Annotated in this window: 14 protein-coding genes; 8 read left to right on the top strand and 6 right to left on the bottom strand. The window is 67.4% G+C overall.

The window, feature by feature from the left end:
• Window positions 1-4: 4 nt before the first annotated feature.
• The 4 genes from ACIQCS_RS13375 to ACIQCS_RS13360 all read right to left on the bottom strand — a co-directional run bounded on the left by ACIQCS_RS13375 (window position 5) and on the right by ACIQCS_RS13360 (window position 3,270).
• Window positions 5-247 (bottom strand): hypothetical protein, encoded by a 243-nt coding sequence (locus ACIQCS_RS13375; RefSeq protein WP_345851736.1) that lies wholly within the window; start codon window positions 245-247, stop codon window positions 5-7.
• A complete protein-coding gene (locus ACIQCS_RS13370; RefSeq protein ID WP_345851738.1) occupies window positions 244-1,002 on the bottom strand; it encodes a class II aldolase/adducin family protein in 759 nt (252 codons plus the stop codon). Before ACIQCS_RS13370 ends, ACIQCS_RS13375 begins: the two co-directional genes overlap by 4 nt.
• 96 nt (window positions 1,003-1,098) lie before the next feature.
• The gene (locus ACIQCS_RS13365; RefSeq protein WP_345851739.1) at window positions 1,099-1,800 is read right to left on the bottom strand and encodes a hypothetical protein; all 702 of its coding nucleotides are present in this window, start codon (window positions 1,798-1,800) and stop codon (window positions 1,099-1,101) included.
• A gap of 69 nt (window positions 1,801-1,869) precedes the next feature.
• Window positions 1,870-3,270, bottom strand: a complete 1,401-nt coding sequence (locus ACIQCS_RS13360) for a short-chain fatty acyl-CoA regulator family protein (protein ID WP_345851740.1) — start codon at window positions 3,268-3,270, stop codon at window positions 1,870-1,872.
• A gap of 266 nt (window positions 3,271-3,536) precedes the next feature.
• On the opposite strand from ACIQCS_RS13360, the gene ACIQCS_RS13355 reads away from it, so the two are divergent.
• From ACIQCS_RS13355 to ACIQCS_RS13320, 8 genes are all read left to right on the top strand, one after another.
• Window positions 3,537-5,063: an acyl-CoA carboxylase subunit beta gene (locus ACIQCS_RS13355; RefSeq protein WP_345851741.1), complete on the top strand. Its 1,527-nt coding sequence runs from the start codon at window positions 3,537-3,539 to the stop codon at window positions 5,061-5,063.
• A 31-nt stretch (window positions 5,064-5,094) separates the two neighbouring features.
• A complete protein-coding gene (locus ACIQCS_RS13350) occupies window positions 5,095-5,691 on the top strand; it encodes a DUF4274 domain-containing protein (RefSeq protein ID WP_345851743.1) in 597 nt (198 codons plus the stop codon).
• A complete protein-coding gene (gene mce / locus ACIQCS_RS13345; RefSeq protein ID WP_345851745.1) occupies window positions 5,688-6,107 on the top strand; it encodes a methylmalonyl-CoA epimerase in 420 nt (139 codons plus the stop codon). The genes ACIQCS_RS13350 and mce overlap by 4 nt, the downstream gene beginning before the upstream one ends.
• A 147-nt stretch (window positions 6,108-6,254) precedes the next feature.
• A complete protein-coding gene (gene scpA, locus ACIQCS_RS13340; RefSeq protein ID WP_345851747.1) occupies window positions 6,255-8,396 on the top strand; it encodes a methylmalonyl-CoA mutase in 2,142 nt (713 codons plus the stop codon).
• Window positions 8,393-8,950, top strand: coding sequence for a hypothetical protein (locus tag ACIQCS_RS13335; RefSeq protein WP_345851748.1), 558 nt, complete (start codon window positions 8,393-8,395; stop codon window positions 8,948-8,950). Before scpA ends, ACIQCS_RS13335 begins: the two co-directional genes overlap by 4 nt.
• Complete coding sequence (gene bioB / locus ACIQCS_RS13330) at window positions 8,950-9,945, top strand: biotin synthase BioB (protein WP_345851749.1); 996 nt, start codon at window positions 8,950-8,952, stop codon at window positions 9,943-9,945. The genes ACIQCS_RS13335 and bioB overlap by 1 nt, the downstream gene beginning before the upstream one ends.
• Window positions 9,942-10,223, top strand: coding sequence for a hypothetical protein (locus tag ACIQCS_RS13325; protein ID WP_345851751.1), 282 nt, complete (start codon window positions 9,942-9,944; stop codon window positions 10,221-10,223). The genes bioB and ACIQCS_RS13325 overlap by 4 nt, the downstream gene beginning before the upstream one ends.
• On the top strand, window positions 10,223-12,244 hold the full coding sequence (locus tag ACIQCS_RS13320; RefSeq protein ID WP_345851752.1) for an acetyl/propionyl/methylcrotonyl-CoA carboxylase subunit alpha: 2,022 nt from the start codon (window positions 10,223-10,225) through the stop codon (window positions 12,242-12,244). The genes ACIQCS_RS13325 and ACIQCS_RS13320 overlap by 1 nt, the downstream gene beginning before the upstream one ends.
• Window positions 12,245-12,467: 223 nt before the next feature.
• Here ACIQCS_RS13320 and ACIQCS_RS13315 read toward each other — a convergent pair whose 3' ends face one another.
• Together ACIQCS_RS13315 and ACIQCS_RS13310 are read right to left on the bottom strand one after the other, a co-directional pair.
• Window positions 12,468-13,211 carry a creatininase family protein gene (locus ACIQCS_RS13315; RefSeq protein WP_345851753.1) on the bottom strand — a complete coding sequence of 248 codons (744 nt, stop codon included), beginning with the start codon at window positions 13,209-13,211 and terminating at the stop codon, window positions 12,468-12,470.
• The gene (locus ACIQCS_RS13310) at window positions 13,208-14,788 is read right to left on the bottom strand and encodes a benzoate-CoA ligase family protein (RefSeq protein ID WP_345851754.1); all 1,581 of its coding nucleotides are present in this window, start codon (window positions 14,786-14,788) and stop codon (window positions 13,208-13,210) included. The genes ACIQCS_RS13315 and ACIQCS_RS13310 overlap by 4 nt, the downstream gene beginning before the upstream one ends.
• Between the last annotated feature and the right edge of the window lie 103 nt (window positions 14,789-14,891).

Genomic DNA, 14,891 nt, shown 5'->3' with positions numbered 1-14,891 from the left:
TGCGCTACTGACGCATCAGCCGGTCACGAGCGGCCTGCACGAGCTGCTCGTAGTCCGGTGCGAACGGGGCGGTCAGTTGTTCCTCGAGCGTCGCCAGAATGCCGTCCAGCACGGTTTGTTCTGCGGCGTGGTCCGCCCGCGTGGCATTTTCGTCGCTCCAGCGCGACAAGATGGAGAAGAACACCAGCGCTTCGTCCGACGTGAGGCGAAGCGTGGTTGCTTCTTCGGCCTGGGCCTGTTCCGTCACTCCCGCCAGCTCTTGTCCGTGCGGTCCACCAGCCGCACCATCGCGGCGAAGTCCGCCGCGCCCGGGCCGCCGGGGACCTGGGCCATATGGAGGTCGCGCTGATGCACTGCCACGACTTCGTCGGGCACCACCAGCGGCGCGCCCATGCTCGCGGTGGCGATCTGGATCTCGCAGGCACGCTGGAGCGACCAGTGCTTGATGAACGCCTCGGGCACGGTCCTGCCCATCACCAGGATGCCGTGGTTCCTGAGCAGCATCACGCGCTTGTCGCCAAGATGCGCGAGCAGCCGCTCGCCTTCCTCGTCGCGCACCGTCACGCCCTCGAAATCATGATAGGCGATCTGGCCGGCGAAGTTGCAGGCATAGAAGTTGGTGGGGCGCAGGCCCCCTTCGACGCTGGCGACCGCCATGCCCGCCGTGGTGTGGGTGTGCGCGATGCAATGCGCATCGGGCAGATGGCGGTGGAACAGCGAATGCTGGACGAAGCCGGCACGGTTCACCGGATAGGGCGAGTCGTCGAGCTTGTTGCCGTCGATGTCGATCTTGACCAGGTTCGACGCCTTCACTTCGCTGAAGTGCAGCCCGAACGGGTTGATCAGGAAGGCGCCTTCCTCGCCCGGCACCTTCAGCGTGATGTGATTGTAGATCATCTCGGACCAGCCGAGCATGTCGAACACGCGGTAGCAGGCGGCGAGCTGCTGGCGGGCCTCCCACTCGGCTCCGGTCATGGTGGAATTGCGCAGCGCGGTGGCCATCATACCTCTCCCAAGGCTTTTCGTGGATCGGGTATGCCATGCCCGTGGCGGCGCCTGCAACTGTTGTCGCTTGCGACCGGCACCGCGGGGCGCGTTCTAGAAATGCGCCGGGCCGAACCGCAGATAGGCGGCGAGACTCGTTACGAGCACGGGCGTGATCCCCATGATGAACCACATGCGCTGCATATGGCGTGGGAAGCCGCGCATTATGCCGCTGCCCTTCTCGAGAGCGGCCTTTTCCCGGCGGCTGAGTTCCCGAGCATCGGTCAGATGCGGGAAGTCGCCATTCGCGATGGGGGCGGCAAGCCGTGCATTTCCCTTTTCCCGCAATATCTTGAGGGAGTCGGTGGCGGCCTGGATGGATGATCGGGTGAGCCGCGCGGCGTCATAGCCGATATAGGCCAGTATCGAATGAACCAGGGTTCCGAGCGCGAGCAGCGCGAGAAGCTTGGCATCCACGCTCATTCTCGAAGCCGCGCTGAGCATGCCGCCGAGGATCAGCACGGAGAAGCCGATCAGGAAGGAATTCATGCTGAGGAAGGAGGACAGCCGGGTATTCATCAGGCCGTCCTCATGTTTGATATAGTCGCGGAAGACGTTGTAGATTTCGAGGTCGCTCAGCGGCTTGGCGTGCGGAGCGGGGTCCGGGGCAAGCGCGGCCAGCGGATTGATGCCCTCGCCGCCGATCTTGCCGGCGTATTTGCTCACAGTCTCGTGCATGGGCCCCTCCGTGTCCGGCGATGGTGCAGGCCGGTCACGCGGCCGGGAAAGGCTGCTTGAGGTGCCAATCGCCGACAATCGGAATCGCGGTCGTTTCGGTGCATTCGCGATGCTTCCGGGCCGCTTCGATCGGGTGCGGCAGGCGGCTCATCTGAACCCGTAGGGCACCACGCTGCGCCGATCCGGATCGATCGCGATCGCCGAGGCGGCGGGCGGGAAGGCGCGCTGGTCGCAGTCCGCCCGCGGGCAGATGCGGCAGCTGGCGCCGATCGGAGTGGCCGCGCCGCCCGGCCTGAGATCGTCGGCATAGACGAAGTCCGCCGCGTGCAGCTCCTCGCAGCCCAACGCCACGGCATAGCGGCGCGGCGGACGGGCATAGCTGCCCGAAGGCTTCACCAGCCCCTTGGCCATCGAGACGTAGCGCGTGCCGTCGGGCATCTCGGCATGCTGGACGAGGATCCGGTCCGGGATCGCCACGGCTTCGTGCACCACCCAGAGCGGGCAGGCGCCGCCGAGCGCGGCGAACTGGAGGCGCGTCGCCGAGTGGCGCTTGGTGACGTTGCCGGCCATGTCGACCCGGCAGAAGAAGAAGGGCAGCCCCTGCGCGCCCGGGCGCTGGAGCGTCGAGAGCCGGTGGCAGGCCTGTTCGAAGCTCACGCCGAAACGCTGGCGCAGCCGGTCGATATCGTGGCGGACGTCGCGGGCGGTGTCCCTGAACGGGCCATAGGGCATCAGCAGCGCGCCGGCGGCATAGTTGGCGAGGCCGATGCTGAGCAGCTCGCGCGCGGCGGGGGAGGCGAGGCCCGACGCCTGCACCACTTGCCGCATCTCGTTCTCGAACTCGTAGCGGACCAGCCGGTGGGCGAGCAGGAAGGCGCGGCTCTCCGGCGGGAGCGCGCTGTTGATTGCGAGGCGGCGTGCCCGGGGGTCGAACCGGCTGAGCTGGCTGCCATCGCCATCCTCCGCGGCGACCTGAACCCCGTGCCAGCGCAGGCGATCCTCGAGGCCGCGGGTCGGCCGATAGGGGTCGAGATCGGCGGCGAGCGTCTCGGCCGAACGGTCGATCGCGTCGATATAATTGCCTTCGGCCTGGAACCAGTCGCGGACCTCTTCCCAGGGCAGCGGCGCCGCATCGGTGGAGCCGCTGTCATAGCGGTCGTCGAGTACGCGGAGCTGCTCCTGGCTGCGGCGCCAGGCCTCGTGCAGCGCGACCATGCGCTTCGCGAGCAAGGGCTGCTGCTCGATGCCGCGGCGCACGTCCGCCTCGCCCATCCGCTCGGCCGGCACGCCCGCATCGGTGGCGGCGTCGATCGTGCGCAGCAGCGCGGCGCTTTCGTCGGCGTCGCCGAACGCCTCGAGCGGGAACTCGCGGCTGAGCGCGACGAGGACGATGTCGGTGATCGGGCGGTCGTTATTCTCGATCTGCGACAAATAGGAGACGGAGATGCCGAGCCTCGCGGCCATCGCCGCCTGGCTCATCCCCGTGCGCCGGCGCAGCTCGCGCAAGCGGAACCCTTCGAACAGGCGGCGGCGGGGAGCGCTGCTCACTTGATCGCCCTCGCTGGAAGGGCGGGGCCAGGGGTGGGGCGATGACCGCAATATGGATCGGGCTGGGTGCGGGGCCTCAGCCTCGCCAGGCTGCTACCCACCCCCAGCCCCTCCCTTACAGGGAGGGGAGCAAGAAGGGCGGGGCGGAACGATCTGCGCATGGCTGCAGTATATCTGCAAACTTGCTTCCCGCAACTTCGCAACATTGCATTTGCGGCCGCCGCATGTCCCGATGCAGAAGCCGCCGCTATCCAATGGGGAACCGCATGTCGTCGACGATCGAGGAACTGGAACGCCGCCGCGCCGCCGCCCGCCTGGGCGGGGGACAGAAGCGGATCGACGCGCAGCACGCCAAGGGCAAGCTCACCGCAAGGGAGCGTGTCGAGGTGCTGCTCGACCAGGGCTCGTTCGAGGAGCTCGACATGTATGTCGAGCATAACTGTGTCGACTTCGGCATGCAGGACCAGATCGTCCCCGGTGACGGCGTCGTCACCGGATCGGGCACGATCAACGGCCGCCTCGTCTTTGTGTTCAGCCAGGACTTCACTGTGTTCGGCGGCTCGCTCAGCGAGCGTCACGCGCAGAAGATCTGCAAGATCATGGACATGGCGATGAAGGTCGGCGCGCCCGTGATCGGGCTGAACGACAGCGGCGGCGCGCGCATCCAGGAGGGTGTCGCGTCGCTCGGCGGCTATGCCGAGGTGTTCCAGCGCAACGTGCTGGCATCGGGCGTGGTGCCGCAGCTCTCGCTGATCATGGGCCCGTGCGCCGGCGGCGCGGTCTATTCCCCCGCGATGACCGACTTCATCTTCATGGTGAAGGACTCGTCGTACATGTTCGTCACCGGCCCGGATGTAGTGAAGACCGTTACCAACGAGATCGTCACGCAGGAGGAACTGGGTGGTGCGGTGACGCATACCACGAAGTCGGGGGTCGCCGATGTGGCCTTTGACAACGATATCGAGGCGCTGCTCGCGGCCCGCGACTTCGTGGACTTCCTTCCCGCCTCGAACCGCGAGGAAGTGCCCGAGCGGCCCTGCGACGATCCCTGGGATCGCATGGAGCCGAGCCTCGACACCCTGATTCCGCCGAGCGCGAACCAGCCCTATGACATGCACGAGCTCATCAGGAAGACGCTCGACGAGGGCGAGTTCTTCGAGCTGCAGCCGAGCCATGCCGGCAACATCCTGATCGGCTTCGGCCGGATCGAGGGGCGCACGGTGGGCGTGGTGGCGAACCAGCCGATGGTGCTGGCGGGGTGCCTGGACATCAATTCGTCGAAGAAGGGCGCGCGCTTCGTGCGCTTCTGCGACGCGTTCGAGATCCCGATCGTGACCTTTGTCGACGTGCCGGGCTTCCTGCCGGGCGTCGGCCAGGAGCATTCGGGGATCATCAAGCATGGCGCCAAGCTGCTCTTCGCCTATGCCGAGGCGACAGTGCCCAAGATCACGGTGATCACGCGCAAGGCCTATGGCGGCGCCTATGACGTGATGGCGTCGAAGCACCTGCGCGGCGACTTGAACTATGCCTGGCCGACCGCCGAGATCGCAGTGATGGGCGCCAAGGGCGCGGTGGAGATCATCTTCCGCGGCAAGACGCCGGAGGAAATCGCCGAGCGCACCGCCGAATATGAGGCGCGTTTCGCCAATCCGTTCGTTGCGGCGAGCAAGGGGTTCGTGGACGAGGTGATCATGCCGCATTCCACGCGCCGGCGGATCGCGCTGGGGCTGCGCAAGCTGCGGAACAAGCAGCTCGAGAACCCGTGGAAGAAGCATGACAACATCCCGCTGTGAGCGGCGACTGCTCTGGGCTCCGGCGGCGTTGATGCTGCTGGCGGGGTGCGGCGCCGATGCGCAGGATGTGCCGGGCAACGCCACCTCGGTTCCGGCGGGCGGGGCGGCTCCCGGCAACGCTGCCGTGGCGGCGTTTCTCGATGCCGGTCCGCGGCTGACACTGGACGACAAGCTCAAGGCGATGGGCCCCGATGGCTGGCACCGGCTTGCGCTGTACGCGAACTGGGATTTCACCGACGAAGCGGTCTGGCGATGGATCATCAGCCAGCCCGATTGCGACCGCGCCACCGCTCTGGCGATCTTCTGGAAGGCGTCGCCTGAATATTATCTGGAGTTCCGTGATCGGGCGGCCGTGCCGACGGAGGATCGCCAGGGATATGACCTGCTGACTTCGATCCGCGATCGCTGGGTCGCCGGCGGCTACAAGCGCTCGGAACTGGCGTTCGACCTTGCCCATGACGTGGCGCCCGTCGAGTTCGCGGCGCTTGAGAGACGTTTTGGCGAGCATGTGGCGAAGTGGATACCACCGTCGATGCGCATTTCCATCGACGGGCGCCGGATCGAGAATGTCGGTGATCCGTTGCCGGGTGTATATGGCTCGGCGCCTGTTTCAGGGAGCAGCATGTGAAACTCGGCCGCCTCAACCATGTCGGCGTCGCGACGCCTTCGATCGAAGCGTCGATCGCCCTTTATCGCGACGTGATGGGCGCGGAGGTGATCCGCGAGCCGTTCGACCTGCCGGCGCAGGGCGTGAAAGTGTGCTTCGTCGATACGCCGAACAGCCAGATCGAGCTGATCGAGCCACTGGGCGAAAGCTCGCCGATCCATGGCTTCCTGGCGAAGAACCCGGCCGGCGGGCAGCATCACCTCTGCTACGAAGTGCCCGATATCCACGCGGCCAAGGCGTGGTTCGAGAGCAAGGGAGCCAAGGTGCTCGGCGAGCCGCGCATCGGCGCCCACGGCACGCCGATCTTCTTCGTGCACCCCAAGGACATGGGCGGGGTGCTGACCGAGATCATGGAGACTCCCCGTGGCGAGCATTGAGCATATTTTCCCTCTCCCCTTTTGGGAGAGGGAGGGAGCGACGCAGTCGCGGAAGGGTGAGGGGGCTGTGTCTTCCTACGTCCCCCTCATCCTTCCCGCTGATTGCATCAGCGGGCCCCTTCCTTCTCCCACAAGGGGAGAAGGAGTTTGAGCAACAAACCCACTCCCGCTGACTGGGAAAACCTTGCTTCGAAGGAAGTGAAGGGACGCGACCTGACCTGGCACACGCCCGAGGGCATCGAGGTCAAGCCGCTCTACACGGCCGAGGACGTGGCGGACCTCGATCCCGGCCTGCCCGGCTTCGCGCCGTTCACCCGCGGCGTGCGTGCCTCGATGTATGCCGGCCGCCCCTGGACGATCCGCCAATATGCCGGCTTCTCCACCGCCGAGGAGTCCAACGCCTTCTACCGCCGCAACCTCGCCGCCGGGCAGAAGGGGCTGAGCGTCGCCTTCGATCTCGCCACGCATCGGGGCTATGACAGCGACCATCCGCGCGTGACGGGCGATGTCGGCAAGGCCGGCGTGGCGATCGACAGCGTCGAGGACATGAAGATCCTGTTCGACGGCATCCCGCTCGATCAGATGTCGGTGTCGATGACGATGAACGGCGCGGTGATCCCGGTGCTGGCCTTCTTCATCGTCGCGGGCGAGGAGCAGGGCGTCGACAAGAGCCTGCTCGACGGGACCATCCAGAACGACATCCTCAAGGAGTTCATGGTCCGCAACACCTATATCTACCCGCCCGAGCCGAGCATGCGGATCATTTCGGACATCTTCGCATATACCAGCGCGAACATGCCGAAATTCAACAGTATTTCGATTTCCGGCTATCATATGCAGGAAGCCGGGGCGACGCAGGTGCAGGAGCTGGCCTTCACCATCGCCGACGGCATGGAATATGTGAAGTACGGTGTCGCCAGCGGCCTGGATATCGACAAGTTTGCAGGGCGTTTGAGCTTCTTCTTCGCAATCGGCATGAACTTCTTCATGGAAGTGTCGAAGCTGCGCGCGGCGCGCGTGCTCTGGCACCGGGTGATGACGAAGCTGGGCGCGCAGGACGAGCGCTCCAAGATGCTGCGCACCCACTGCCAGACCTCGGGCGTGTCGCTGACCGAGCAGGATCCGTACAACAACGTCATCCGCACCACGATCGAGGCGATGGCGGCGATGCTGGGCGGCACGCAGAGCCTGCACACCAACGCGCTGGACGAAGCGATCGCGCTGCCCACCGACTTCTCCGCCCGGATCGCGCGCAACACCCAGCTGGTCCTCCAGGAGGAGACCGGCATGTGCAACGTCGTCGATCCGCTGGGCGGCAGCTATTATATCGAGAGCCTGACCCAGGAACTGGTCGACAAGGCCTGGGAGATCATCGAGCGGGTCGAGGCCGAGGGCGGCATGGCCAAGGCAGTCGCCGCGGGCTGGCCCAAGGCGATGATCGAGGAGGCGGCAGCGGCCACCGCGGCGCGGATCGACCGCGGCGAGCAGGTGATCGTCGGCGTCAACAAATATCGCAAGGCCGAGGAAGAGCCGATCGACATCCTCGACGTCGACAATCATGCCGTGCGCGAGGCGCAGATCGCGCGGATCCGGCGCGTGCGGGCGGAGCGCGACGAGGCGGCCTGCCAGAAGGCGCTGTTCGCGCTGCAACAGGGTGCCCGGGGCAGCGACAACCTGCTGGCGCTCGCCGTCGAGGCCGCCCGCGCCCGCGCCACGCTGGGCGAGATCAGCGCCGCGATGGAAGCCGGGTTCGGCCGTTATGCCACCCAGCCCAACCCGGTGCAGGGCGTCTATGGCGGCGCCTATGCCGACGACACGATCTGGGCGCGGCTCAAGGATGGCGTGGATGCCACCGGGCGGCGCCTGGGCCGCCGCCCGCGCATGCTGGTCGCCAAGATGGGGCAGGACGGGCATGATCGCGGCGCGAACCTCGTGTCCTCGGCATTTGGCGACCTGGGCTTCGAAGTCGTGCCGGGGCCGCTGTTCCAGACCCCGCAGGAAGCCGCCGCGCTGGCGATTGCGCGCGATGTCGACGTGGTGGGCGCCTCCAGCCTCGCCGCCGGGCACAAGACACTGATCCCCGAGCTGATCCGCGAGCTGCAGGCCGCGGGCAGGGCAGACATCAAGGTGGTCGCCGGCGGGGTGATCCCCGCGCAGGACTATGAGTTCCTGCGCGAGGCGGGCGTGCAGGCGATCTTCGGGCCGGGCACCAATCTGGTGAAGGCCGCCGAGGAAGTGCTGCGGCTGCTCGGGCACAACATGCCCCCGGCCGAGGAAGCGGCGGAATGATCGGCGTCGCGCTCCTTGCGGCGCTCCAGCTCGGCGAAGCATTCCAGGGTGGCGACGAACTGCTCGCCGTCAGCGTGCCCGCGGACGGGATCGCGCTGTTTCGGCGCGTTTGCCTCACCCCGTTTCCCGATGCCCAGGCGTTCGAAGCGGCGGTCGCGCATGATTCCGAGCGGCTCGCCAGGGTCGATCCGGCCCAGGTCGGCATGCTAGACCGTGACCGCAACGTGCGGCCCGCAGTGGGCGGAGTCTGGCGCTCGGCGCGCTACAATATCCGCTACATGGCGGCGGGCGCCATCGCGCCGACGGTGCCCCAGCCGCAGTGCCGGCTGAGCATCCGCCTCGCCGATCCGCCCGAGCCCGCCCGCCTTGCCGGGGAGGTGGCATCTGCGCTCAAGCTCGCCGACACGCACACTCTCCAGGTCGGCCTCCATATCCGTCACTATTGGGACCTCGCCCGGCCCGAAGGCGGGCGCTGGCGGTTGATGATGAAATCGGAGACGCGCAAGGAAGGGAATTTCCTCGCACTCTCCCTGTCGAAGCTCAAGGATTCGTGATGACCGTTCGTACCGACTGGACCCGTGAAGAGATTGCGGCGCTGTTCGACCTGCCGTTCACCGAGCTCGTGTTCCAGGCGCAGGCCGTCCACCGCCAGCATCACGCGCCGAACGAGGTCCAGCTCTCCACCCTGCTCAGCATCAAGACCGGCGGCTGCCCGGAGGATTGCGGCTATTGCAGCCAGTCGGTCTCGGCCGAGACCGGGCTCAAGGCGACCAAGCTGATGGACGTGCGCCAGGTGCTCCAGGCGGCGGCCCAGGCCAAGGATCATGGCTCGTCGCGCTTCTGCATGGGCGCCGCCTGGCGCAATCCCAAGGACCGCGACATGCCCGCCATCGTCGAGATGGTGCAGGGCGTCCGCGCGATGGGCATGGAGACCTGCATGACGCTGGGCATGCTCAGCGAGAAGCAGGCGCAGATGCTCGCCGATGCCGGGCTCGACTATTACAACCACAATATCGACACGTCTCCGGAGCGCTATGCCGAGGTGATCACCACCCGCAGCTTCGAGGACCGGCTCGACACGCTCGAGCATGTCCGCGAGGCGGGGATCAACGTGTGTTGCGGGGGCATCGTCGGCATGGGCGAGACGCGGGGCGACCGCGTCGGCTTCATCCATGCGCTGGCGACGCTGCCGGTGCATCCGGGCAGCGTGCCGGTGAACGCGCTGGTGCCGATCAAGGGCACGGTGCTCGGCAACATGCTGGCCGACACGCCGCTGGCGCAGATCGACGATATCGAGTTCGTCCGCACGGTCGCGGTGGCGCGGATCACCATGCCGGAGAGCATGGTGCGCCTCTCCGCCGGCCGTGAGAGCATGAGCGACGCCACCCAGGCGCTGTGCTTCCTGGCGGGCGCCAACTCGATCTTCACCGGCGACAAGCTGCTGACCGCGGGCAATGCCGGCGACGACAGGGACGCGGCGCTGTTCGCGCGACTGGGCGTCGTGCCGATGCAGGCGGAGGTGAAAGTCGAGCTGGAGGCGGCGGAGTGAACCCATGGCTCGGCCTGCTGGCAGGGCTGCTCATTGTGGCTGCCATGGGGTTCGGCGCCTGGTTGGGCATCGCCATGATGCGGCGCGCGGGTTGGAATCTGGAGGCGCGGGGTTCGACGCGTGAGAAGGCTTTGCGCGCGATCCTCGCCCTGGCTGCCGTCTGGACCGGCATGTGGATAGCGGGCGGGCGCTTTGACGAGCCGCTCTTCTGGTGCGTGCCGATCTTTGCTGCCGGCATCGTTCTCGTCCTGATCTTTTTCGGATTTAAGAGGGCCTGATGTTCAAGAAGATCCTGGTCGCCAATCGCGGCGAGATTGCGTGTCGCGTGATGCGCACCGCCAAGAAGATGGGGATCGCCACCGTGGCGGTCTATTCGGATGCCGATGCCCGCGCGCCGCACGTGCTGATGGCGGACGAGGCGGTGCGGCTCGGGCCGGCGCCGGCGGCGGAGAGCTATCTCAAGGCCGAGCTGATCCTGCTCGCGGCCAGGGAGACCGGGGCCGACTGCATCCATCCGGGCTATGGCTTCCTCTCGGAGCGCGAGAGCTTCGCCAAGGCCTGTGCCGAGGCCGGCATCGCCTTTGTCGGGCCGCCGCCGGGCGCCATTGCGGCGATGGGTGACAAGATCGAGTCCAAGAAGCTCGCCAAGGCGGCGGGGGTCAATGTCGTCCCCGGCTATGTCGGCGAGATCGACGATACCGAGCATGCCGTGCGGATCGCCTCGGAGATCGGCTATCCGGTGATGATGAAGGCTTCGGCCGGCGGCGGCGGCAAGGGCATGCGCCTGGCCTATGGCGAGCAGGATGTGCGGGAAGGCTTCGAGGCGACCAAGCGCGAGGGCCTGGCCAGCTTCGGCGACGATCGCGTGTTCATCGAGAAGTTCATCGAGCAGCCGCGCCATATCGAGATCCAGGTGCTGGGCGACCAGCATGGCAACATCGTCTATCTGGGCGAGCGCGAATGCTCGATCCAGCGCCGCCACCAGAAGGTGGTCGAGGAGGCGCCGTCGCCCTTCGTCTCGCCCGAGATGCGCAAGGCGATGGGCGAGCAGGCAGTCGCGCTGGCGCGGGCGGTGGGCTATTTCAGCGCGGGCACGGTCGAGCTGATTGTCTCGGGCGCGGACAGGACCGGCGCGGGCTTCTACTTCCTCGAGATGAACACCCGGCTCCAGGTGGAGCATCCGGTGACCGAGGCAGTGACCGGCATCGATCTGGTCGAGCAGATGATCCGCGTCGCGGCCGGCGAGAAGCTGGCCTTCGCCCAGGAAGACGTGAAGCTCACGGGCTGGGCGATCGAGAACCGCGTCTATGCCGAGGATCCCTATCGCGGCTTCCTGCCGAGCACGGGCCGGCTGGTGCGCTATCGCCCGCCGGCGAGCGAGGAGACGCCCCATGGCGCCCCGGGCACGCGCGGCGACCATGGCTATGTCCGGGTCGATGACGGCGTGACCGAGGGCAGCGAGATCTCGATGTTCTATGATCCGATGATCGCCAAGCTGATCACCTGGGGCGAGACGCGCGACGAAGCGGCCGATCTGCAGGTGGCGGCGCTCGACCGGTTCCGGATCGACGGGATCGGCCACAATATCGATTTCCTCTCGGCGCTGATGCAGCACCCGCGCTTCCGCTCGGGCGCGATCACCACCGGGTTCATCGCGGAGGAATATCCGGAGGGCTTCCACGGGGCGCCGGCTTCGCAGGCGCTGAAGCGCAAGCTCGCGGTGGTCGCTGCGGCCATCGACTTGCAGCGGGCCGAGCGCGCGGCCTGCATCTCCGGCCAGCTCGCGGCGCACCAGCCGATCCCGGGCGAGCGTGTGGTGACGATCGACGGCGAGCGGTTCGCGATATCGGCCGATGCCGGCCGGCTCTTTCTCGACGGCACCGAAGTGGCGTTCGACAGCGACTGGCGGCTCGGCGACATCCAGCTCGATGCCGAGATCGACGGCGCGCCGCTCAGCGTCGCGGTCGATCGCAGGGGATCGGCCTGGAAGCTGACCGCGCATGGCGCTTCGCATCTGGTCGAGGTTCATCCCCCGCACGTCGCGCAGTATCGGCACCACATGATCGAGAAGATCCCGCCGGACATGAGCAAGTTCCTGCTCGCGCCGATGCCGGGCCTGCTCACCCGGCTCCATGTCGGGCCGGGCGACAGGGTCGAGGCCGGCCAGCCGCTCGCCGTGGTGGAGGCGATGAAGATGGAGAATATCCTGCGCGCCGAGCGGGCCGGGGTGGTGAAGGCGGCGAATTTCGGCCCCGGCGACAGCCTGGCCGTGGATGCCGCGATCCTCGAGTTCGAATGAGGGGACGACCGGGTCGGGCGACGCCGCGGAACCAAACGCAGCGCCGCCCTTGTCCGGGTTGGGCACAAAGACTCCTCCGGATGGCGGGGTCTTAGCCTCCGAAGGGTTGCAGCAGCCTTTGCTAAGGCCCGGACGGCGACGACATGCTGCCCGGGCCGGCATGCGGCAATCTGGCTGCGACGAACCTGTCGCGGCGCGCGACCGAAGGTCTTGCGAGGCGCCGCTAGATCGCCGCGCGCACCGCGCGCACGATCGCCTCGGCCATGATCGCGGAAGTCTCCGCGCCTTCCCGCGCGGTGGCGCGGGCCGGATAGCCGAAATAGGCCTGGGGGCCGCCCGCCTCGGTGAAGGTCGTCGCGCCGGCGGCGAAGGCGGTGACGAGGCTGGCCGGATTGTCGGCGAGCGCAGCGCGCGCAGGCTCGTCCACCAGGTCGGGCCGATCGGCAAGGACCAGGCTGGTCTCGAACTGGCCGGCATGGCAGGCGCCGGAGACGAACTCCTCGGTCAGCTCCGCCGCCAGCGCGCGCCGCGTGAAGTCGGGAAAGGCAAGGGGGAGCCCGAGCGCCGCGACCTCCGCGGTCAGGCCCCGCAGCATCGCGACATTGGCCGGATCGAAATGGCTGTTCGCCAGCGCCAGACAGGCGAAGCCCTGGGCCTTCAGGCTCGCGGCGATGTCGAGGATCGCCGCTCGGGCGGTGGCTTCGCCGATCGAGATGGTGCCGGGGAATTCGGCCGCATAATGGGCGGGGGCATAGGCGAGGGCGGGCAGCACGAAGGCGTGCAGCTCCTGCCGCGCGAGCAGCACGGCGGCGCGGCGCGCCATGCCCTCGGAAATGATCACGTCGGTGCAGAGCGGCAGGTGCGGCCCATGGGCCTCGACGGCGCCGAGCGGCAGGATCGCCACCACCGGCACGCCGCTCCGCAGCGCGGCCTGCACGCGGGTCCAGGGCTGGTCGCCGAGCATCATCGCCAGATCTCCCGCAGCTTCTTGCGATCCATCTTGTCGCGATCGTTCCGGGGCAGGGGATCGGGCGAGAAGAAGACGTGATGCGGCACCTTGTAATGGGCGAGGCGGGCTCGTGCGAAGCCGAGCAGCTCCGCCTGCAGCACTTCGTCCGCCGGGGCATCGGGGCGCGGGACGATGACCACCACCGGCTTTTCGAGACCATGGGCATCGGCGCGGCCGAACACGCAGCATTCGAGCACCGCCGGATGCTCGCTCAGGCAGCCCTCCACCTCCAGCGGGCTGACATAGATGCCGCCGCTCTTGATCATGTCGTCGCCGCGGCCTTCATAATACCAATAGCCTGCGGCATCGCGCCGGAACAGGTCGCCGCTGACGATCGCGCCGCCGCCCAGGTGGCGTTTCGACTTGGCATAATCGCCATGGTAATAGAGCGCGGCGGAATCCCCGCGGATGCGCAGCACGCCGATCTCGCCCCCGGCGATCGGCATGCCGCTGTCGTCGAGCAGATCTGCCTCGTAGCCGGGCACCAGCTTGCCGAGGCTGCCCGGGCGGATGTCGCCGGGGCGGTTGCTGATATAGATGTGGAAGCTCTCGGCGCTGCCGATCCCGTCGATGATCGGCACGCCGAAGCGCGCGTTCCAGCGCGCGTGGAGCTCGCGCGGCAATGCCTCGCCGGCGCTCCACATCATCCGGATGCTCGACAGGTCCGGCGCGCGGCCCTCCGCCTCGAGCATCTTGTTGATCAGCGTGGGCACATTGGTGAGCACGGTGGGGCGGTGGCGCTCGACCAGTGCGAAGAGGTTGTCCGGGGTCGGCTGCTCGCGGAACAGGATCGCGGTCGCGCCCACGGCGAAGGGGAACATCAGGTTGGTGCCGGTGGCATAGCCGAAATAGAGCCGCGGGCCGGACAAGGTGATGTCGCCCTCCGCCATGCCGATGAAGCGCTTGGCATAGACTTCGGTACTGTAGGCGAAGTGGAAATGGCAATGGACGGCGCCCTTGCTCTGCCCGGTGGTGCCGCTGGTGAAGAGCCACACCGCCGGATCGTCCCTGCGCGTCGGCCAGGGCGGCGGCGCGGCCGGCGCGGGGGCGGCGATCCAGGCGTCGAAGCCGGGCAGGCCGGGTGCCTCGCCGACCAGGATCACCGCGTTCGGATCCCGGCAATGCCGGGCCTGGGCGCGCGCCGCCTGGAAGGCGTCCAGGCTGGTCTCGTCGATAAAGGCGAATTGCGGCTTCACATAGCCGAGATAATAGGAATAGTCGGCCGCCGGCAGCATCGGGTTGATCTGCGTGACGACCGCGCCGGCCTTGAGCGCGCCGAACCAGGCATAGACGAATTCGGGGCAGTCGCGCATGCACAGCAGCACGCGCTGCTCGGGCAGCAGGCCCGATGCGAGGAGCCGCTCGGCGACTTGCGTCACTCGGGCGGCCACCTCGTCATAGGTGATCGCCTGGTCCTCGAACAGCAGGGCGGTCTTCGATCCGCGCCCGGCGGCTAGGTTCGCGAACACGAAATAGTCGGCCATGTTGAAGCTGTCGGGAAAGACCGGTGTCTCGTCCGTCGTCACGCCTGCCATCATCCTCTCCGCGCGCCGGCACTGCCGGAACTGCGCCCATCCTGCGGCCATCGTCGATCGATGTGTCCGAACCATTCCGATCATTGGGAAGCCGGGGGCTCTC

The organism is Sphingomonas sp. NPDC092440 (assembly GCF_044754985.1).
GTDB lineage: Bacteria > Pseudomonadota > Alphaproteobacteria > Sphingomonadales > Sphingomonadaceae > Sphingomonas.
Note: the sequence above shows the minus strand (reverse complement) of the source record. Positions and strands in the feature narration are given on the sequence as shown.